At 65.5% G+C, this 20,743-nt stretch carries 20 protein-coding genes; 12 read left to right on the top strand and 8 right to left on the bottom strand.

The annotated features are described in order from the left end of the window. Positions 1-36: 36 nt before the first annotated feature. Positions 37-1,353, top strand: coding sequence for an isocitrate lyase (gene aceA / locus AC5RVZ_RS25075; protein ID WP_494068344.1), 1,317 nt, complete (start codon positions 37-39; stop codon positions 1,351-1,353). A 196-nt stretch (positions 1,354-1,549) separates the two neighbouring features. Continuing rightward, the gene (gene aceB, locus AC5RVZ_RS25070; RefSeq protein WP_494068343.1) at positions 1,550-3,193 is read left to right on the top strand and encodes a malate synthase A; all 1,644 of its coding nucleotides are present in this window, start codon (positions 1,550-1,552) and stop codon (positions 3,191-3,193) included. 269 nt (positions 3,194-3,462) lie between these two features. Here the strand turns inward: aceB and AC5RVZ_RS25065 are convergent, their stop codons facing one another. Then, positions 3,463-3,804, bottom strand: a complete 342-nt coding sequence (locus AC5RVZ_RS25065; RefSeq protein ID WP_494068342.1) for a YciI family protein — start codon at positions 3,802-3,804, stop codon at positions 3,463-3,465. A gap of 177 nt (positions 3,805-3,981) precedes the next feature. Continuing rightward, positions 3,982-4,935, bottom strand: coding sequence for a GlxA family transcriptional regulator (locus tag AC5RVZ_RS25060; RefSeq protein WP_494068341.1), 954 nt, complete (start codon positions 4,933-4,935; stop codon positions 3,982-3,984). Between the two features lie 106 nt (positions 4,936-5,041). Between AC5RVZ_RS25060 and AC5RVZ_RS25055 the strand changes: the two genes are divergently transcribed. The 4 genes from AC5RVZ_RS25055 (at position 5,042) to mtr (ending at position 9,091) form a co-directional block, all read left to right on the top strand. Next, positions 5,042-5,698 carry an isochorismatase family protein gene (locus AC5RVZ_RS25055; RefSeq protein WP_494068340.1) on the top strand — a complete coding sequence of 219 codons (657 nt, stop codon included), beginning with the start codon at positions 5,042-5,044 and terminating at the stop codon, positions 5,696-5,698. 176 nt (positions 5,699-5,874) lie between these two features. Beyond that, positions 5,875-6,942: an LLM class flavin-dependent oxidoreductase gene (locus AC5RVZ_RS25050; protein WP_494068339.1), complete on the top strand. Its 1,068-nt coding sequence runs from the start codon at positions 5,875-5,877 to the stop codon at positions 6,940-6,942. Positions 6,943-7,107: 165 nt separating this feature from the next. Beyond that, positions 7,108-7,584, top strand: a complete 477-nt coding sequence (locus AC5RVZ_RS25045) for a MarR family winged helix-turn-helix transcriptional regulator (RefSeq protein ID WP_494068338.1) — start codon at positions 7,108-7,110, stop codon at positions 7,582-7,584. 97 nt (positions 7,585-7,681) lie between these two features. Continuing rightward, on the top strand, positions 7,682-9,091 hold the full coding sequence (gene mtr, locus AC5RVZ_RS25040; RefSeq protein WP_494068337.1) for a mycothione reductase: 1,410 nt from the start codon (positions 7,682-7,684) through the stop codon (positions 9,089-9,091). Positions 9,092-9,440: 349 nt separating this feature from the next. Here mtr and AC5RVZ_RS25035 read toward each other — a convergent pair whose 3' ends face one another. Next, on the bottom strand, positions 9,441-10,355 hold the full coding sequence (locus AC5RVZ_RS25035) for a LysR substrate-binding domain-containing protein (RefSeq protein WP_494068336.1): 915 nt from the start codon (positions 10,353-10,355) through the stop codon (positions 9,441-9,443). A 400-nt stretch (positions 10,356-10,755) separates the two neighbouring features. On the opposite strand from AC5RVZ_RS25035, the gene AC5RVZ_RS25030 reads away from it, so the two are divergent. The 4 genes from AC5RVZ_RS25030 to AC5RVZ_RS25015 are packed head-to-tail and all read left to right on the top strand — an operon-like array spanning position 10,756 to position 14,849. Further along, entirely contained in the window at positions 10,756-11,778 is a 1,023-nt protein-coding gene (locus AC5RVZ_RS25030; protein WP_494068335.1) for a cytochrome P450, read from the top strand. Between the two features lie 15 nt (positions 11,779-11,793). Continuing rightward, entirely contained in the window at positions 11,794-12,120 is a 327-nt protein-coding gene (locus AC5RVZ_RS25025; protein WP_494068334.1) for a 2Fe-2S iron-sulfur cluster-binding protein, read from the top strand. An 8-nt stretch (positions 12,121-12,128) separates the two neighbouring features. Continuing rightward, positions 12,129-13,397 (top strand): NAD(P)/FAD-dependent oxidoreductase, encoded by a 1,269-nt coding sequence (locus tag AC5RVZ_RS25020; protein ID WP_494068333.1) that lies wholly within the window; start codon positions 12,129-12,131, stop codon positions 13,395-13,397. Positions 13,398-13,454: 57 nt separating this feature from the next. Continuing rightward, positions 13,455-14,849 (top strand): MFS transporter, encoded by a 1,395-nt coding sequence (locus tag AC5RVZ_RS25015; protein ID WP_494068332.1) that lies wholly within the window; start codon positions 13,455-13,457, stop codon positions 14,847-14,849. 116 nt (positions 14,850-14,965) lie between these two features. Here AC5RVZ_RS25015 and AC5RVZ_RS25010 read toward each other — a convergent pair whose 3' ends face one another. Further along, positions 14,966-15,373, bottom strand: coding sequence for an XRE family transcriptional regulator (locus AC5RVZ_RS25010; RefSeq protein WP_494068331.1), 408 nt, complete (start codon positions 15,371-15,373; stop codon positions 14,966-14,968). 56 nt (positions 15,374-15,429) lie between these two features. Between AC5RVZ_RS25010 and AC5RVZ_RS25005 the strand changes: the two genes are divergently transcribed. Both AC5RVZ_RS25005 and AC5RVZ_RS25000 read left to right on the top strand, forming a co-directional pair. Next, positions 15,430-15,942, top strand: a complete 513-nt coding sequence (locus AC5RVZ_RS25005) for a hypothetical protein (RefSeq protein ID WP_494068330.1) — start codon at positions 15,430-15,432, stop codon at positions 15,940-15,942. A gap of 48 nt (positions 15,943-15,990) precedes the next feature. Next, positions 15,991-16,320: a hypothetical protein gene (locus tag AC5RVZ_RS25000; protein WP_494068329.1), complete on the top strand. Its 330-nt coding sequence runs from the start codon at positions 15,991-15,993 to the stop codon at positions 16,318-16,320. Between the two features lie 67 nt (positions 16,321-16,387). Here AC5RVZ_RS25000 and AC5RVZ_RS24995 read toward each other — a convergent pair whose 3' ends face one another. The 4 genes from AC5RVZ_RS24995 to cycA form a co-directional block, all read right to left on the bottom strand. After that, the gene (locus AC5RVZ_RS24995) at positions 16,388-17,410 is read right to left on the bottom strand and encodes a 1-aminocyclopropane-1-carboxylate deaminase (RefSeq protein WP_494068328.1); all 1,023 of its coding nucleotides are present in this window, start codon (positions 17,408-17,410) and stop codon (positions 16,388-16,390) included. Between the two features lie 19 nt (positions 17,411-17,429). Beyond that, entirely contained in the window at positions 17,430-17,876 is a 447-nt protein-coding gene (locus tag AC5RVZ_RS24990) for a VOC family protein (RefSeq protein WP_494068327.1), read from the bottom strand. 182 nt (positions 17,877-18,058) lie between these two features. Further along, a complete protein-coding gene (locus tag AC5RVZ_RS24985; RefSeq protein ID WP_494068326.1) occupies positions 18,059-19,012 on the bottom strand; it encodes an acyl-CoA thioesterase in 954 nt (317 codons plus the stop codon). Between the two features lie 166 nt (positions 19,013-19,178). Beyond that, the gene (cycA, locus tag AC5RVZ_RS24980; protein WP_494068325.1) at positions 19,179-20,636 is read right to left on the bottom strand and encodes a D-serine/D-alanine/glycine transporter; all 1,458 of its coding nucleotides are present in this window, start codon (positions 20,634-20,636) and stop codon (positions 19,179-19,181) included. Positions 20,637-20,743: the final 107 nt, after the last annotated feature.

Here is a 20,743-nt window from a genome sequence, read left to right as displayed (position 1 = left end):
GAACCTGCCGGACCCAACACCGAACAGGAGACAGCAATGACTGCATCATTTGAGCCGGCCCCGTTGAACGCTGAGGAAGCGGCCAAGGCACTGGAGCTCGAGTGGGCCGCCGATTCCCGCTGGGAGGGCATCACTCGTGACTACACCGCAGCGGATGTCGTCCGCCTCCGCGGCCGGGTCCAGGAAGAGCACACGCTGGCCAAGCGCGGCGCGCAGAAGCTGTGGAAGCAGCTTACCGAGGAAGCCGCCGAGGGCCGCTACACCAACGCGCTCGGCGCGCTGACCGGCAACCAGGCGGTGCAGCAGGTCAAGGCCGGGCTGCGCGCCATCTACCTCTCCGGCTGGCAGGTGGCCGCCGACGCCAACCTCTCCGGCCACACCTACCCGGACCAGTCGCTGTACCCGGCGAACTCGGTGCCGCAGGTGGTCCGCCGGATCAACAACGCGCTGATGCGGGCCGACCAGATCGAATTCTCCGAGGGCATCCAGACCGTTGAGGACTGGTTGGTGCCGATCGTGGCCGACGCCGAGGCCGGCTTCGGCGGGCCGCTGAACGCCTACGAGCTGATGAAGTCCATGATCGCCGCCGGCGCCTCCGGCGTGCACTGGGAGGACCAGCTGGCCTCGGAGAAGAAGTGCGGCCACCTCGGCGGCAAGGTGCTGATCCCCACCGGCCAGCACATCCGCACCCTGAACGCGGCCCGTCTGGCCGCCGACGTCGCCGGCACCCCTTCCGTGATCATCGCCCGGACCGACGCCGAGGCCGCCACGCTGCTCACCTCCGACGTGGACGAGCGCGACGCCGAGTTCATCACCGGCGAGCGCACCCCCGAGGGCTTCTACAAGGTCCGCAACGGGATCGAGCCGTGCATCGCCCGGGCCAAGGCCTACGCCCCGTACTCGGACCTGATCTGGATGGAGACCGGCACCCCGGACCTGGAGCTGGCCCGCCAGTTCGCCGAGGCGGTCAAGGCCGAGTTCCCGGACCAGATGCTCTCCTACAACTGCTCGCCGTCCTTCAACTGGAAGAAGCACCTGGACGACGCGACGATCGCCAAGTTCCAGCGCGAGCTCGGCGCAATGGGCTTCACCTTCCAGTTCATCACCCTGGCCGGCTTCCACGCCCTGAACTACTCGATGTTCGACCTGGCCCACGGCTACGCCCGCAACGGCATGAGCGCCTACGTGGACCTGCAGGAGCGCGAATTCGGCGCCGAAGACCGCGGCTACACCGCAACCAAGCACCAGCGCGAAGTGGGCACCGGCTACTTCGACACCATCTCCACTGCCCTCAACCCCAACGGCAGCACCCTGGCACTGGTCGGCTCCACCGAAGAGGGCCAGTTCCACTAACGACGACGGGGCTCACCACCGGCGCTGCGCCGGGACCCGCCGCGGCACGACCTTCCGACGGCCGCGGGCGGCCTTACGGAAGCTATTAGCCGCTTTCCGGGTCCCGGCTCCGCACCTCATCCGAAGGTCACCTTTGGCACCCAGGCCGGGCGCCGCCGTCGTACTTACAAAAGTTTTCTTGAGGAGTGAATGAGCGATGAACGATCCGATTACCTTGAACGGGATTACGTTGACGGCCCCGCCGGTGCGCCGGCAGGAGGAAGTGCTGACACCGCAGGCGCTGGAGTTCGTGGCCCGGCTGCACCAGGCCACCGCGGCCCGGCGGCGGGAGCTGCTGGTCCAGCGGGAGAACCGGCGCCGGTCGATCGGCCGCGGGCACGACCCGAAGTTCCTGCCCGGCACCCGGCACATCCGCGAGGATTCCTCCTGGAAGGTCGCTCCCCCGGCGCCCGGGCTGGAGGACCGCCGTGTGGAGATCACCGGGCCGGTGGAGAAGAAGATGACCATCAACGCGCTGAACTCCGGCGCGAAGGTGTGGCTGGCGGACATGGAGGACTCCTCCACGCCCAGCTGGTCCAACGTGGTCAACGGGCAGCTGAACCTGACCGACGTGCTGGAGCGGCGGATCGACTTCGTCTCCGACAACGGCAAGGAATACAAGCTGGTTGGCCAGACACTGACCGACCTGCCCACCATCGTGGTCCGGCCGCGCGGCTGGCACCTGCCGGAGAAGCACATGCTGATCGGCGGCGAACCGGTGGCCGGCGGCATTGTGGACTTCGGGCTGTACTTCTTCCACAACGCCCAGCGGCTGATCGCCCAGGGCCGCGGACCGTACTTCTACCTGCCGAAGATCGAGTCGCACCTGGAAGCCCGGCTGTGGAACGACGTGTTCATCCTGGCGCAGGACCTGCTGGGCATCCCGCAGGGCACCATTCGCGCCACCGTGCTGATCGAGACCATCACGGCCGCGTTCGAGATGGAGGAGATCCTGTACGAGCTGCGCGACCACGCCTCCGGGCTGAACGCCGGCCGCTGGGACTACATCTTCTCGGTGATCAAGAACTTCCGCGCACGCGGGCCGCGGTTCGTGCTGCCGGACCGCACCCAGGTGACCATGACGGCGCCGTTCATGCGCTCCTACACCGAGCAGCTGGTCCGCGCCTGCCACCGCCGCGGGGCCATGGCGATCGGCGGGATGGCCGCGTTCATCCCCAGCCGCCGCGACCCGGAGGCCAACGCCATCGCCATGGAGAAGGTGCACGCGGACAAGACCCGCGAGGCCTCCGACGGGTTCGACGGCTCGTGGGTGGCGCACCCGGACCTGGTGCCGGTCTGCCGCGAGGTGTTCGACGGCGTGCTGGGTGACCGGCCGAACCAGCTGGACCGCCAGCGCGAGGACGTCACCCCCGACGACGCCGCCCTGCTGAACGTCGCCGGCACCGAAGGCTCCATCACCGAGAAGGGCATCCGCACCAACCTGGAAGTCGGCATCCAGTACATCGAGTCCTGGCTGCGCGGCAACGGCGCGGTGGCCATCCACAACCTGATGGAGGACGCGGCGACGGCGGAGATCTCCCGCTCGCAGATCTGGCAGTGGATCCACGCCCACGCCGTGACCGACGACGGCGAGATCATCACCCGCGAATGGGTCCGCGAACTGCTGGAGGAAGAGTTCGCCGCCCTGCCGCGGTTCGACGGCGACCGGTTCGACGACGCCCGCGAGATCTTCGAAGAGGTGGCGCTCGGCGAAGAGTTCCCGGCCTTCCTGACGATCCCGGCCTACCAGAACTACCTGCTGGAGAAGCCGTCGTCGGTCAGGGAACCCGCCGCGGCCTGATCTGTCCGGCGGCGGGCCGGGGTCAATAGCCAGCCCCCGGTCCGCCGCCGGCACCAAAACTTTCCGCAGGGCCATCAGGTCCACGCATCTTTCGCCACAAGCAGCCCGATGGTCGGGCGGGCCGGCGGTCCTGCGGAAGCACAGCCACACGAAACGCCGGGTGCGGCTCTACGGACGGAGCCGCACCCGGCGTTTTGCATGTTCTGAGTTGATCGCCCCTAGGTCGCGGTTGATCACGAACCGAGCGAGAAGGACCACCCATCCGAGTCTTAGCTGGCCGGATCGTAGTGGAAGGCCCGCACCTCCTGGGCACAACGGCATGCGGTCGCAATCTTCGCGGCCCACGCCAATGCCGCATCGTACGAGGGCAGTTCCAGCACCGAGTAGCCGCCTTCGAGCTGCGACGTTTGCGGGTAGGTGCCCTCGCTCACGGCCCCTTCGCCGTCGACCATGACGGGAGGGATGCTCTCATCGATGCCGCCGCCGAACACCCAGACGCCGGCGTCCTTCGCCTCCTGAACCACCGCATGCGATGCATCGGAAACGGCCGGCAGCTCCTCCTTTGGGACGGCCATGGCGGCACTCGGAAACGAGATCAGATACTTCGTCATCGCGTCGACTCCTCCTTCGCAGCACGGGATGACCTGCATCCTTGCGGACCCCACCGTTCCGCACAAGGATGGCGGGTGTTCCACGGACGCCGGCGCCCGATTCCAGGTCTGCCGCCGGTCGGACACCGCAACGGGGACCGAAGCATGCACTGACCGAGCGCCCTGACCGGCGGTTCGTCACGACATTTCGTCGGTGAAGCGCTGTCGGTAGGACGTGGGGGTGGTGGCATAGGCGCTGACGAAGTTTTGCCGGAAGCCGACGGCGCTGCCGAAACCGCAGGTGCGGGCAATGCGGGCGATTGGCCAAGTGGTGGTCTCCAGCAGGCGGCGGGCTTCGTCGAGCCGCCGCGAGAGAATCCAGCGGGCCGGTGTGGTGCCGGTGGCTTCGGAGAATCTGCGGGTGAAGTTGCGCCTGCTCATGCCTGCATGAGTGGCCAGGTCATCCACAGTCAGCGGTTGGCCGAGGTGGTTGAGTGCCCAGTCCAGGGTGGCTCCTATGTGGCCGACGCCCCCGGGGTCGGGAACCGGCCGGTCAACGTACTGCGCCTGGTCGCCCTCGCGGTGGGGCGCAACGACGAGGTGACGCGCGACCTTGGCGGCCGCGGACGAACCGAGATGCTTGCGGACGATGTACAGACAGGCATCGATTGCCGACGCGGTACCTGCTGAAGTGAGCACGTCCCCGTGGTCAAGGTAGAGAGCAGAGTCCTTGACCGTCACGGCCGGCCGCCGGAGGGCAAGATGGGGTGCAGATGCCCAGTGGGTAACGGCCGTGCGGCCGTCCAGCACTCCGCTATCGGCAACGGGAAAAGCGCCAAGACAGAGACCAGCCACAGGCGTCCCGCCCGCGTGGGCAGTTCTGATCAGATCGGTGAGGAATTCATCCGCCGGGGGCAGTTCAGCGGGCCAGGCCGGGAACACCAAGAGGTCGGCGCCGGCTACAGCCTCGGGACCGGCCACGTCTTGGAGCGACAGCCCTTCAGCAGTCCGGACGCCGCGGCCGTCTCGGGTCCATACCGTCGTCTCCCACCCCGCCGCCAAATTTAGGCGGGAGACTTCGCCGAAGACCATCAGCAAGGATGCGAGGTGGAACATCGTGATGCCGTCGAAGGCGTGCACGGCGATTTTCATGTTGGCCCGAATCCATCCATAGTCGTCTTTTGCGCCACTCACTCTATCGCGATCGCGGCTGACAAACTCGTAGTCGCCAGCCGTTCGCCTGATAGAGGAGAGACACATGACCGCACCCCGCCGAGCGTTGATCGTCGTGGATGTACAGCAGGAGTATTTCGACGGGATCCTGCAGATCCAGCACCCGCCGCGTGAGGAGTCGCTGGCCAACATTCTGCGCACCCTCGACGCCGCCGAACAGCAGGGCATTCCCGTCGTGGTGGTCCAGCACGAGCTTCCGGAAGGCGCACCCGTCTTTGCGGTCGGTTCTGCCAGCTGGTCCCTGCACCCCGAGATCGAGAAGCGTGCCACCCCGTCCTGGAAGCGGGCGGCCAAGGACAAGGCCAGCGTCTTCGCGGGCACGGACGTTGCCCAGTGGCTGGCCGGCCAGCAGGTCGACACCATCACGATCGTCGGCTACATGACGAACAACTGCGACATCGGGACCGCCGCCGCGGCCGAGGGGCTTGGCCTCGCCGTCGAGATCCTCTCCGACGCCTCCGGCGCCATCCACCTCGCCAACGAAGCGGGCACGGTGTCCGCCGAACAGTTGCATGAGACTTTGCTCGTTTTGCTGCACTGCAACTTCGCCGCAGTGGCCAACACCGAGGCCTGGATCAGCGCGGTCCAGGCCGGCGAGGCGCTGCCGAAGAGCGATCTTGGCTCTTCAGCAATCCAGGGACGGGCGGCGTTTGAAGGCGCTGCATCTTCAGCCACTGCGTAAACCGTTGCTGCCACGGCGTTAAGGGCCAATCGGCGCTGCAATGCCCTGGCACAGGAGCTGTCTGGCCCGCAGGGCCGGGCAGCTCCTCGCTGCACGGGCACCTTCCGGTGGCCCTGCAGAGCGGCACGTAACAACCGCCGGACAGCCGCTTATTCCGGTAATGATCAAGGAGCTTCATGATTCCCCCACGCCCTTCGGGCACCGCCCCGTTTGTCCTTTCAATTCTCAACAACGCCCAGACCAGCGTCGGACAGACTGCCCAGGAAGCGTTCGGCGACATCATCGAACTGGCTCAGCTGGCCGAACGGCGGGGGTATCACCGGTTCTGGATGTCTGAACATCACGCCATGCCCGGTGCTGCGGCTTCTTCGCCGCAGATCATGCTCGCGCGTCTGACCGCGGCAACGCACCGGATCCGGCTCGGTGCCGGCGGGGTGATGTTGCCGAACCACGCTCCGCTGGTCATCGCGGAACAGTTTGGCATGCTGGACGCGCTCGCGCCCGGGCGAATCGACCTCGGGCTGGGTCGCGCGCCCGGCACCGACCTGGCGACAGCTGCAGCATTACGTCGCCATCATGACGCCAACGATGCGTTCCCCCAGCAAGTGCTGGAGCTGCTCGGGTTCCTCAACGACAACTTTCCTGACGGCCATATCTACGGGAATGTCCATGCAGTGCCCGGGCCGTGGCAGGCGGAGCAGAACCGTGTCCCGCGCCCCGAAACGACACCGGAGGCTTGGATTCTCGGCTCATCCCCTTACTCGGCACGCCTCGCGGGCCAGCTCGGTCTGCCCTACGCCTTCGCGTTGCAGTTCGGGGATGCTGACGCTGTCAGCGCAATGAAGCTGTACCGGGAGAGTTTCCAGCCATCCGATGTGCTCGACGAGCCTTATACCCTCCTGAGCGTGGGCGTGGTTGCAGACGACGATCCTCAGGAAGCCCGACGTCAGGCTGCTGTAGCCGCAATGGCCATGCTGCGGATGTTCCAGCGAAAGACTTACAGCCTGCTTCCGCCTGAGGAGGTCGAGGCCTACTCCCCCACCTTCCAGGAGCAGCAAATCCTCGACACCTACACCCGGCGCTTCCTCAACGGCACCGCACCCGAGGTGGCCGCAGCCCTGGAACGCCTGCATGACCAGACCGGGGTCGACGAAGTAATGCTCGTGCTGACCGGACACTCAGGTCGGGCCCAAGCGCGCAGCGTCCAGTTGATAGCCGACCACTACTCGCTCCCCGCGCAGTAAACCTGTATCGCGCGGGATGCCTCTTCAGATCCTTCGTCATCGCGTCGGGAGGAGAACGCCTGCAGATAGACCTTGACCTTGGGACCCGCACCTTCTCGACCTAGATCGTCTGAGGCTAGATCATCCGTAATTGGACTATCTGGTTTCCGTCGATACCATGGGAGCGTGATACCCAACGTTGATCTCGACACGCCTTCATTCAAGCCGTGTGCGACGGTGGACAGCCCTTTCACCAGCGACCTGACTTGGCTGATGCATCGTGCGGTCGGAGTTCTGACCGAGAACTTCGACGCAGCTTGCCGGGACAACGGCTTGCACGACATGCGTGACACGTTGGTGCTTGCGGTGGCCGGAGATGGCACTCCGCGCACTCAGATCGAGATCGCCACCACGCTCGGTCTCGACAAGTCCACGCTGATGTCGATTATCGACCGGCTCGAAAAGCAGGGCTACGTGGTGCGGGACGCCGATCCTACGAATCGTCGCATCCGCATTCCACGCACCACCGACGAAGGCCAGGCTGTGCTGAAACGAGCCCTTGCCGCACGCGACCGAGTAGTCGAGCAGACCCTTGCCGGCTTCGGCAAGGACGACGTCCGGCAACTGCGCACCCTGCTGTGGAAGATCGCCACCACCAAATAACCCGACCCGCTTCTCCCGCCGGCTGCCTCCCGCTGCCCGGCCTGCCCCTTTCCGCGTTCCCGCGCACCCCAAAACGAACCCCTAGTGAGGACTTGCCATGGAAACCCCTGCCAGCGATATCGCCGTCGATGCGCACTACGACCTGATCATCATCGGCACCGGATCCGGAAACTCCATCCCCGGGCCGGAGTTCGAGGACAAATCGATCGCGATCATCGAGAAGGGAACCTTCGGCGGCACCTGCCTCAATGTCGGCTGCATCCCCACGAAGATGTACGTCTATGCAGCCGACGCCGCGTTGGAGACCGCCCAGGCCGGGCGGCTGGGCGTGAATGCCCAGGTCAACTCCGTGGACTGGTCTGGGATGGTCACCCGCATCTTCGAAAACCGCATCGACCCGATCGCCAGCGGGGGTGAAGAGTACCGCCGCGGTCCGCAGACTCCCAACATCGACGTCTACGACCAGCATGCTGTTTTCGTCGGCGAACGCACGCTGCGCACCGGCCAAGGCCAGCAGCAGAAGATCATCTCCGGCGACCAGATCGTCATCGCCGCTGGCTCCCGCCCCTTCATTCCCAACTCCATCGCCGCCTCCGGAGTGCGGTACTACACCAACGAGGACATCATGCGCCTGCCCGAGCAGCCAAAGTCCATGGTGATCATTGGTGGAGGCTACATCGCCATGGAATTCGCCCACGTCTTCGATGCCCTCGGCACCGAGGTAACGATCATCTCTCGCTCTTCGCTGCTGCGTAGCCTGGACACCGAGCTGGGCGATCAGTTCAACGCCATCGCCGCCCAGCGGTACGAGCTCCTGTCCGGCCGATCCGCCGTTGGCGCCGAGGAAACCACCGAGGGAGTGACCGTCAGGCTCGACGACGGCACCTCCGTCACCGCAGAGGTACTGCTGGTGGCCACCGGCCGCGTACCCAACGGTGACCAATTGGACCTGGCCTCTGCCGGGATCGAAATGACCGACGACGGACGTGTCCGCGTCGACGAGTACGGTCGTTCGACCACCGCCAAGGGTGTCTGGGCCCTTGGCGATGTTTCCTCGCCGTACATGCTCAAGCACGTGGCCAACGCGGAGATGCGGGCCGTGCGGCACAACCTGCTCCACCCAGACGATCTGCGGAAGATGCCGCACGACCACGTTCCGGCTGCCACCTTCACGCACCCGCAGGTCGCCACGGTCGGGCTGACCGAGGAGCAGGCCCGAGAACAGGGCCACAACGTGACGGTCAAGGTGCAGAAGTACGGGGATGTCGCCTACGGCTGGGCAATGGAAGACACCACTGGAATCTGCAAACTGATTGCGAATCGCGATACCGGGAAACTGCTCGGTGCGCACTACATGGGCCCGCAAGCCTCCACCCTGATCCAGCAGATGATCACCGTCCTCGCCTTTGACCTAGACATCCGCGAATTCGCGGCCAAGCAGTACTGGATTCACCCGGCACTGCCCGAGGTCACCGAGAACGCGCTACTCGGCCTTGAGTTCAATTAGAACGAGGGAACGCTTTCCTCGTGGGTGCGGCTCTACCTCAAGAGCCGCACCCGGCATTGTTCGTTGCATCTTCTGGGGCCAAACGCCTCGCCGGGACCCGCAGATCGAAATCGACCAGTTCCTGCAGGACAGTTCGAGTTCTGATCCCGAGGTTAACGCGTTCCCTATCCCCCGCCTCTGGCTGGGGATGACGCGGCCATCCCGCCGTGCGGAGCCGTCTCAGGTTGTCGCGGTTCGTGTCGGCATTGAAGCACGGCCTCCTTCCTGATGATGCGAACCATGCAGACAGAGCGCTACTGCACCTTCCCGCAGGGCTGGGCACCGCCGTCGTTATTTCCAGCCCCGAGGGTCAGACCGTTTCGATCCCTTCCAGCACTTCGGTGGCGTAGTCCATGACCGCACGTGCGCGCGCGCTGAGGGCGACGCCGTCGGGCCATACGGCAACGACGGAAGTGATCCCTGCCCTGGGACGTAACGGCCTGGAGACTATAGGCAGCCCCTCTGTAGTCACGGGGATCTGGTTGGGCCGTGACATCAACAAGCTGTAGCCAAGCCCCCGGCCCACCAAGGCGCGGACCAGGTCAATCTGCGGCACGCGCGCCGCATATGTGGGAGTGAGTCCACGTTCGTCGAACATCAGCTGGGTGTAGCCGGTGCTGGGCTGCGATTCAAGCATGATCAGCGGTTCAGGAGCGAGCTCCGCAAGATCGACGTCCGGATTCTCAGCCAGCGGGTGCGACTCGGCGAGTATGGCCATCACTTCTGTCTTGTAGATCTCCTGCCGCTGCAATCTTGCCGGCATTCCGATCTCGTAGACGATGGCCGCATCCAAGGCCCCTGTCTCCAGCTTCGGCAACAGGTCCCTGTGGTCGCCTACCGTGATGCTGATGTCCACGCCAGGGTGCAACTTGCCAAAGCCTTCCATAACCGATGGCAGTACGTTGCTGGCGAGCCCGATGTAGCAGCCCAGTGCAACCGGTCCCCTCAGTTCCCCGCCGACGCCGGCGAGCTCACTGACCAGCCCGTCGGTTTCCTTCACGATGGTGCGGGCCCTGGCGGCAAGATATTGGCCCGCCTGCGTCAACCGCATACCTCGGGCTTTCCTGCGGACACACAGCTGCTCCCCTACTGCCGCCTCCAATTCGCTCAGCGCATGGGAGAGGGCAGACTCGGAAATGTGCAGCGCCGCCGCGGCAGAGCTCAACGTGTCATGGTCCGGAAGGGCAGCGAAGAGTTCAAGCTGCCGCAAGGTGAACTTTGGCATCTAATCCCAAGCAATCGAAGAAGTTATGCGAATATCCACAGTTTACTAGGGGATGTGACACGGGCGACACTAGTCACAAGACGTAGTTCAAACAGGAGGACAGATGTCTACCGCCCTCGAAGGCCGATGCCCCTTTGGCTATGGAACAGATTCCGAAAGCACTCCCGCCTCCGCGCTCCGGGAATCCCCGAATGCCCGAAAGGCTGCCGTTGCAACAACCTCCGTTGCCGGCGCCGTCCCGGACACTTCCTACCCGGTAGCCGAATGGGTTGACCCGGCGAAGATGATGTCCGACCCTTATCCGACCTACGAGCGGTTGCGGCAAGAGTCCCCGGTCGCCTGGGTCCCGGCGATCAAGAAGTTCCTCGTCACCAACTACGAGGGCTGCCACGCCGTCGAGATGGACCAGGAGATCTTCAGCGCCAACGTCAGCGGCGCCGCAATGAACCGGGCGCTGGGCGCGCAGCCGATGCTGCGCAAGGATGACCCGGAGCACGCCGCCGACCGCGCCCCGATTAATCCGGTGCTGCGCCCCAAGAACATCAAGGAAGCATGGGCGCCCGTCTTTGAACGCAATGCGCAGACTTACCTGGACGTGCTGGAGGAAAAGGGCCCGGACAACGCCGACCTCAACCGTGACTACGCGGCACCCGTGGCCTCGCAGAACCTGATCGACTTGTTGGGCCTCAAGGACGTCGCCGTCGAGCAGATGCGCCGCTGGTCCCACGACTTCATTGCCGGTTCCGGAAACGTTCTGGACGACCAGGCCATTTGGGACCGCTGCGATGCATCGCAGGCCGAGCTCGACGCCATCCTCGACGAACTCATCCCGTTCTACCAGCGGCATCCCAACGCGTCGATGACCTCGGCGCTGGCGAACAGCGGGCTGCCGTTTAACAACGTGGCCGCCAACGTTAAACTCACGATTTCCGGCGGAATGAACGAGCCGCAGCACATGGTGACCAACATTGTTTGGGCACTGAGCCGGCACCCCGAACAGCTGGAGAGAGCCCTGAGCGACGATTCTCTTTGGCCAGCAGTGTTCGATGAGACTGTCCGGTGGCGCTCGCCCATCGGCATGTATCCGCGCGAAACCACCCGGGAGACCACACTGTGCGGAGTCCGGCTGCCCGCAGGTGCAGGCCTCGGCGTCGTGGTCGGCTCGGCCAACCGGGACATTGAGCACTTTGGCCCCACGGCCGACGAGTTCAACATCTTCCGGCCCAAGACTTCCCACCTGGCCTTCGGCAGCGGCGTCCACCTGTGCGCCGGCCACTGGGCCGCCAAAACCTCCATCGGCCAGATCGCCGTACCGCTGGTGTACAAACGCTTCCCGGGCCTGCGCACCGACGACACCCGGGCGGAAAGCTGGGACGGCTGGGTCTTCCGCGGCCTCACCAGCCTGCCCGTCACCTGGAACTAGAAAGCAGAAGAACCAATGGCAAAAATCAGTTTCCACCACTCCGATGGCAACGTGGACGTCTTGGACGTCGACCCCGGCACTTCACTGATGCGGGCGGCGGTCACGAACGGCGTGTCCGGGATCGTCGGCGAATGTGGCGGCCAGGCGATGTGCGCCACCTGCCACGTCTACGTCCGGCCCGAATACCTCGTCGGGCTGCCGGAGATCAGCGATGACGAAGACGAAATGCTCGACTGCACCGCCGGCCCCCGAGACGAGTCCCGCAGCCGCCTCGGCTGCCAGATCACGGCCGGCGATGACTTCGAAACCATCGAGGTCGACGTCCCCGAAGACCAGGTCTAGGGCAAGCCATGAGCACGTTCGGGAACATCGTCATTGTTGGCAACGGCCAGGCCGGCATCCAGCTGGTGGATTCGCTGCGCAAGGAAGGCTACGCCGGCGCGATCACGCTGCTCGGCGAGGAACACCACCACCCGTACCAGCGCCCGCCGCTGTCCAAGGACTACTTGACCGCGGGCAAGGACCCAGTTCCGCTGCCGCTGCGCCCGGAAAAGTTCTTCACCAGCAACGACGTCGATGCCCGCTTGGGCGTGCACGTTACCTCCATCGACCGGACCGCCCGGACCGTCGCCCTCGACGACGGCAGCACCCTGGCTTATTCGAAACTGGCGCTGGCCACCGGCGCCGCCAACCGCGAACTCACCGTGCCCGGCTGCGATCTCGTCGGCATCCACGGTCTGCGCACCCTCACTGACGCCCAGACCTTACACGCCCGCCTCGACGCGGCGCGCTCCGTGGTCGTCATCGGCGCCGGCTTCATCGGCCTGGAGTTCGCCGCCGCCGCCCGCGCCCGCGGCTTGGACGTCACCGTGTTGGAATACGCCGACCGGCCGATGGCACGTGCCCTGACCCCGGTGATGAGCGGCTTCTTCGCCGAAGCCCACCGGCGCCTCGGCGTGAGGCTGCGCCTGGGCGAGGGCATCGCCTCCTTCGACGCCGACGGGGCCGGGCACGTCACAGCAGCGGTGTCCACCACCGGGCACCGCTACCCGGCGGACCTGATGCTGGTCGGGGTCGGCGTCACCCCGCGCACCGAACTCGCCGCCGCCGCGGGCCTCGAGGTCGAGAACGGCATCGTCGTGGAAGGCAGCCTGCGCACCTCCGACCCGGATATCTACGCTCTCGGCGACTGCGCGGCCTTCCCGAACACCCACGCCGGCGCCCGGACCCGGCTCGAATCGGTGCAGAACGCCACTGACCAGGCCCGCCACGCCGCCCGTGCGATCCTAGGCAGCGGCTCCGGCTCCGGCGGCGAGCCCGCAGGCTACGCCGACCTGCCCTGGTTCTGGTCCAACCAGGGCCACCTGCGCCTGCAGATCGCCGGCCTGACAGCCCCCGGCGACCAGACCGTGCTACGCGGAAACCCCGCGGAAGAAAAGTTCTCCGTGTTCTGCTTCCGCAACGGACTGCTGGCCGCCGTCGAATCCGTCAACCAGCCCGCGGACCACATGGCCGCCCGCCGCCTCCTCGCCGCCGGCGCCACCCTCACCCCCGAACAAGCCGCCGACCCCGCCTTCGACCTCAAGGCCCACTCCAAACTGCAGCCGGCGGCGCTCTAGCAACACTCACTTTCCGTTTTGCCCAACCCATCATTGTGAATATCGAAGAGGATAATCATGAGCACTGCAGTATCCGGCCAATCCTCCGCCGCGAATCAGCGTCGCGTCGCGTTTGCCACCATCATCGGCACCACCATCGAGTGGTACGACTTCTTCATCTACGCCACCGCCGCTGGCTTGGTCTTCGCGCACCTGTTTTTCGAACCCGCCGGTGAATCCATCGGGCTGCTCCTGGCCTTCGCCTCCGTCGGCATCAGCTTCCTGTTCCGGCCGTTGGGGGCCTTCCTGGCCGGACACTACGGCGACAAGCTCGGCCGCCGGGCGATGCTGGTGATCACTCTGATTTTGATGGGTGCCGCCACCACGCTGATCGGTATGCTGCCGACCTACGAGACCGTCGGGGTGCTGGCCCCGGTGCTGCTGCTCCTGCTGCGCATCCTGCAGGGCATCTCTGCCGGCGGCGAATGGGGCGGAGCCGTCCTGATGGCCGTGGAGCACGCCCCGCGTGACCGCCGCGGCCGTGCAGGCTCGTTCCCCCAGCTGGGTGTTCCGCTCGGCATGCTGCTCGCTTCGGGCGTCATGACTTTGATGACCGGCGTGATCTCCCCCGGCGAGGCCTTCCTTGAGTGGGGCTGGCGCATCCCGTTCCTGCTCAGCATCGTTTTGATTGGGGTCGGCTACATGGTTCGCCGGTCGGTGGACGAGTCCCCGGTGTTCAAGGAGATTGCCGAGAAAAAGCAGCAGCAGAAGGTCCCCATCGTGGAACTGTTCCGTAAGAACTGGCTGCTGGTGATCCTGGCCGCGCTGGTCTTCGCCGGCAACAACGCCGCAGGCTACATGGCCACCGGCGGGTTCATCCCCAGTTACGCCACCTCTGACGCAGTGGGCTTGGAACGAACCGATGTACTGCTGGCCGTCACGTTCGCCTCGGCTATGTGGTTCATTTTCACCGCCTTGGCCGGCGTCCTGGCCGACAAGATCGGCCGCAAGCGCACGTACCTTCTCGGGTTCGGCGCCCAGTTGGTGACCGTATTCCCGCTGTTCTGGCTGATCGACACCGGCTCGCTGGGCATGCTCTACCTGGCTCTCGGCCTGTTCACCATCGGTCTCGGGCTTGGCTACGGGCCCCAGGCTGCCTGGTACAGCGAGATCTTCCCGGCCTCCGTGCGCTACTCGGGTGTCTCCATTGCCTACGCACTGGGCGCGATCCTCGGCGGCGCGTTCGCCCCGACCATCGCCCAGGCACTGATCAATTCCACCGGGACCAGCAGCTCCGTCTCGGCGTACCTGTTCGGCATGACGATCATCTCCATCGTCGCCGTGCTGATCCTGCGCGACCGCCCGGGCATCGACCTCTCGATCAACAACCAGGCCGAGCAGGAAGTCGGCGCCACCGTCTTCGACAAGCGTCGCGGCGTCTCCACGGACGAAGCTGTGAAGGCAAGCGTCTGAGTCAACCCGCGGGTTGTTGCACCTAACTCCATAGGACCTGTTGCGGGTGTCCGGGCGGAATCATCCGGCCGGACACCCGCAACAGCATCTACCTCGTCTTCGTCGGGAGGAGCGGTCTAGATGTCGTCGCCGTGGGCCGATCCGCCTTCGCCTTCCCAGGTTTCCAAACGCGCGACCTTGGAAGCGTTGAACTTTCGACGCACTCCGTAGCCGCCCTGATCGTCGTCCTCGATGAAGACGACGCCGAACTGCTCCAAGGCACGGCGCAATTGCCAGTTCTGCTCCGGAGTCAGCGCCTGGTTGCCCTTCTCGAAATCGCGCACCTGTTTCTTGTCCAGGCCGGCTGCCTTGCCGATCACTTTGGATGAGACCTGGGACAGTGCGCGGGCCGCACGTGCAAGATCTGAAGGAATGATCATCGATGACTTACTCATGGCCTGATCATCCCAGTCTTTGAGAAAAGGTGCAGCCGTCGTTTCGACTTTCTGCCACGCCACCTCCAGCGTCGAGAAAGATACGGGCACGTAAATAGCTTGTTGTCCTCAACCACATCAACCGATGCATGCCCTAGGTTGGAGCCATGATCGCGCTGCAAGCTCCAGATCCGGTCGAGGTCGTGGTCCGCAATGACGCCCCTGATGCCTGGGATGTTCTCGCTTCCCTCGGTCCGCTGGCGATTCTCGTCGCCGCCTTGATAGCCGCCTACATCGGCTGGCGCAGCATGCGGGTTCAGGCCGAGGCAGATCGCCGTGCCCAGTGGTGGGCGCGGGCGGAGTGGGCGTTGGAAGCCTCAATGTCGCCCAGCATGGACCGGAAAGTCGTCGGGCTCGGCGTGTTGGCGCTTCTCGCCGAAAGCCATCTGGCCGGCGAGGAAGAGGCGCGGATTCTTCAGGTCGCCTCGACTGACAATTTGGCTCAACAGGTCACGGCTCTTGAGGATGTGGGGGTCGAGCCGCACTCCCGTATGACAACGGAGAATTCCCGGCAGGACAACGTCAGAGTCCAAGCGGCCAAGCTGCGGGTAGTTACGGACAAAAAGCAAGGACACGAGACACCCGAGTGGATCGTAAAGCTGGCTCAAACTTCGACTTAATCCACCGCCATGGCACAATGACGGCAGACTAAGCCCGGAGGAAAATGCATGACAACCCACGATCAAACCGCGCCAGAAACGCAGCAAAAGCCGAAAAACTACTTGGAGTGGAAGTTTTCCAGCGGCGGCAAAGTCTTCCGCGATCTGCTCGGGATTGGCTTTCTTTTTCTGTTCATCACCCTTTTCAATATTGCGGGGAACGGGTTTTGGATGAACCTTGGCGGTGCCATCCTCATCGGCTTGGCCCTCGATGCCGTTGAGTACCAGCACGAGGTACACCGGCGGCCCGCCGGCCGGAAAACCGTTGTGTTGTGGCAGGTGCTCGCTGCGCTTGCCGTGACCATTCTGTACATCAGCGTGATCCAACTGACCCGCTGACGATTCGCTGCCGGCCCCGGGCTCAACTGAACGGCGGCGCTCGGGCGAGCGCCGCCGTCGTTGTTTTCTAACTCCGGAACAGGCCGCTGTAGGCGTTAAGGGCCGGCTGACCGCCGAGGTGTGCGTAGAGCACGGTGCTCTCGGCCGGGATCTCCTTGCTGCTGACCAAGTCGATTAGGGCGGCCATGGATTTTCCTTCGTAGACCGGGTCCGTGATCATAGCTTCGAGCGAGGCGCTCAGCCGCATGGCTTCCAGCGTGGATTCGACCGGGATGCCGTAGAGGTCGCCGGCCCAGCCCTCCAGCACCGTGATCTCGTCGTCGTGCAGGTCCCGTTCGAGCCCGATCAGCTGCGCCGTGTTGCGGGCGATGCGGCCAACCTGGTCGCGGGTCTTGGACAGGGTAGCGGAGGCGTCGATGCCGAGCACGCGGCGCGGCCGGCCGCCGGCGTCCTGCAGGGCGGCGAACCCGGCGATCATGCCCGCGTGGGTGGAGCCGGTGACGGTGCAGACCACGATGGTGTCGAAGAAGACGCCGAGTTCCTTTTCCTGCTGCTGCACCTCGTAGGCCCAGTTGGCGAATCCCAGCCCGCCGAGCTTGTGCTCGGAGGCGCCGGCCGGGATGGCGTAGGGCTTGCCGCCAGCCGCCTCGACCTCGGCGATGGCGTTCTGCCAGGAGTCGCGGATGCCGATGTCGAAGCCGGCCGGATCGAGCCGCACGTCCGCCCCCATCAGCCGGGAGAGCAGGATGTTGCCGACGCGGTCAGTGAGCGGGTCCGGCCAGTCCACCCAGTTCTCCTGCACCAGCAGCGCCTTGAGGCCGAGGGTCGCGGCCACCGCCGCTACCTGCCGGGTGTGGTTGGACTGGAAGCCGCCGATGGACACGATGGTGTCCGCACCCTCCGCGAGGATGTCCGGAACGATGTACTCGAGCTTGCGCGTCTTGTTGCCGCCATAGGCCAGGCCGGAATTCACGTCCTCCCGCTTGGCCCAGACCTGCGCGCCGCCCAAATGCTTGCTGAGCCGGGGCAGGTGGTGGACCGGGCTGGGTCCGAAGGTGAGCGGGTAGCGGTCGAACTCCGTGATGGCCATGGGTCCTCGTTCTGCCGGGTTACGGCTGCTGCGCCGAGCCGGCGTTTTCCGGGGCGGTGATGTTCACCATCCAGTTCACGCCGAAGCGGTCAGTGAGCTGCCCGAAATAGTCTCCCCACGGTGCCTGCTCGAGCGGCTGGTTGACGGTCGCGCCGTCGCTCAGGCCCTCCCAGTAGTTCCGCAGCTTGGCGTCCTCGCCCGGGTCTTCGCCGCTGGAGCTGAGGCAGATGTAGCCGTTGGGCGATGACTGCATCTCCGGGGGCACGTCCGAGGCCATCAGCAGGAAGCCGCGGTCGACGAACACCGACGAGTGCATGATGTTCGCGCCGGTCTCGGGGTTGTCGTCGCCCATTCCCTCGGCGTAAGTCATCTTGCTCACCTCACCGCCAAACACGGAGTGGTAGAACTCAATCGCCTCCGCGGCGTTGCCGCTGAACTGCAGGTAGGGGTTCAGGTCCAGTGCCATGGGTCTGCCTTCCGTAGTGGATGCGGCGCGGTTCCGTGCCGCGTTCATTCTTGCGCCTTCAACGGCGCGCGGGAAGGGTCGGCGGGCCACGGCTGCACCTGCCCGTGAGGTGGAACGTCCAACCTGGACGTCCCCCGGTGCTTCCGCACCCTGTGCCAAGAAGTGGGGGTCCGTATTACGGGTCAGTAGGCCCGCTCGACGCCGAACTCCAGCGGCGGCAGTGCCGCGCGCCGCCGGACCAGGTCCTGCGCGTGGGCGGCCAACCGCCGGTCTTCTTCGGAACGCAGCACCAGTTGCGGAACCTTGGCGGCGTGCCCGGCGTCGTCCCTGGTGACGAAGATGGTCATGCACTGCGTGGTGTCCCGCCAGTCGCCCCCGCGCGGGTCGCGGGCCCGAACGTGGACGGCGATGTGCATGGAGTGCGGCCCGGTGTGGATCATCCGCGCGGAGAGTTCCACCAGGTCCCCGATGTGGACCGGGTTCAAAAAGTGGATGCCGCCGGAGTAGACCGCCACGGCGTCGGCGCCGCACCAGCCCATGGCGCAGGCCCGGGCCACCTCGTCGATCCAGCGCATCACGATCCCGCCGTGCGCATGGCCGCCCCAGTTCACGTCCGTGGGTGCCGCCAGGAAACGGAAGCGTTCGGAGGGCGTGGTGCCCGCCTCCGTGTAGACCTGGGCGCTCATCACCTCACGGATCTCGCGCCGGGCCTCCAGTCGGCCGGCGACCCCGCGCGCCAGCCGCTCCGACGCCTCGTCGGTCGGCGCCCACGCCGGAACGGGCCGGGGCCGCCGCTGCTCGTCCATGGCGACGAACACCAGGATGCAGTCCATGGCGGGGCGGAACTGCCGCTCGCGGACATCGGCGGCGTCGACGGTGACGACCACCTGCATGCTGGAACGGCCGGTGTGGGCGATGCGGGCGCTGACCTCGATCAGGTCGCCGTTGCGGATCGGCCGGGTGAAGTGCACATTGCCGACGTACGCGGTGACGCAGTAGCCGCCCGAATACCCGACGGCGCACGCGTACGCGGCCTTGTCGATCCATTCGAGGACTCTTCCGGCCTGCACGGTGGTCCCGTCGGCCGCGACGTCCGTGGGCGCGGCGAGGAAGCGCAGCGTGATCGAATCTTCCATGGCGCCCATCGTAGTCGCGCGGTGGCGGGCCGCGGGGCGGAAGGCCGGAGAGCGGGGGCCGCGAGAGCCGAGGGATGGCGGGCTCAGAAAGGACGCCCAACGGAAACGTCCGCTCCCCGGAGACCCCGGGGAGCGGACGTTTCAGTGCAGCCGGCAGCCGGTTCGGCTAGCGCCGGCCGGCCAGAGCGTCCTCGCGCCCGGCGAGGGCCGCCTTTTCCTCGGCGACCTTGGCGTCGTGTGCGGCGCGGATGGCGGTGTGCTCCGGGTTGCGGCGCAGCAGCAGGTAGCCGATGCCGAGCGCGACGAACCAGACCGGGGTGAACAGCAGGGCAGCCAGCGTGTCCGGCTGGGTGGTCAGTGCCCAGAGGATGAAGGCGAAGAAGGCCATGACCACGTAGGGCATGAACGACCCGCCCGGCATCTTGAACTTGCTGGCCTCGTGCAGCTGCGGCCGGCGGCGGCGGTACACGATGTAGCTGACCAGGATGATGGTCCAGACGAACATGAAGCAGAGCGCCGAGACCGTGGTGACCATGGTGAACGCCTCGGAAACGCTGCCCTCCGCGTAGAGCAAGACGACGCCGGCGAGCAGGAACATGCAGGAGAACAGCAGCGCGCTGCGCGGCACGCCGCGGCTCGAGAGCTTGCCGAAGCGCTTCGGGGCATCGCCCTCCAACGAGAGGCCGTAGATCATGCGCGACGTCGAGTAGATCCCCGAGTTCGCCGAGGACGTCGCCGAGGTCAGGACCACGAAGTTCACGACGCCGGCCGCGCCGACGAGGCCGGCGAGCGCGAACATGCCCACGAACGGGGATTCGTCGGCGTTGAACCCGGTCCACGGCTGGACGGCCATCAGGATGATGAGGGCGCCTACGTAGAAAATCAGGATGCGGATCGGAATGGAGTTCACGGCCCGCGGCAGGTTCTTTTCCGGGTCCTTGGTCTCGGCGGCGGTGGTGCCGACCAGCTCGATTCCGACGAACGCGAACACGGCGATCTGGAACCCGGCCACGAAGCCCATGAAGCCGGTGGGGAACATTCCACCGTGCTCCCACAGGTTCCCGAAGGAGGCGCGGACGCCGTCGTGCTCGAAGTTGGTGATGATCATGACCAGCCCGACGACGATCAGGGCCACGATGGCGATGATCTTGATGAGCGCGAACCAGAATTCGGTCTCGCCGAAGGCCCGCACGGTGGGCAGGTTCAGCGCGAGCAGCAGCAGGATGCAGGCGAGCGCCGGGATCCACAGCGGCAGGTCCGGCCACCAGAACGCCACGTAGTGGGCGATGGCGACGACGTCGGCGATGCCGGTGACCACCCAGCAGAACCAATACGTCCAGCCGGTGAAGAACGCCGCCCACGGTCCCAGGATGTCGCCGGCGAAGTCGCCGAAGTTCTTGTACTCGGTGTTGCTCAGCAGCAGCTCACCCATCGCCCGCATGACGAAGAAGAGCATGAAGCCGATGATCATGTAGACGAAGATGACCGACGGGCCGGCGACGGAAATCGTCTTGCCCGAGCCCATGAAAAGCCCGGTGCCGATCGCACCGCCGATGGCGATCAACTGAATGTGGCGGTTGGATAAAGACCGCTGGAGGTGCGGTTCGGTGCTGGTGGCGCTCACTATGTTCCTTACGGGTGGGACTGTGTAGCTGCGGGAGGTTCCGTTCAAACCGGTCCGACGCAGGCTCCATTGCCCGTCCGGCCAGACCGAGAGCAGGCCACCCGCCG

The organism is Arthrobacter sp. Cza30 (genome assembly GCF_059090765.1).
This window is presented reverse-complemented; position numbering and strand designations above follow the sequence as displayed.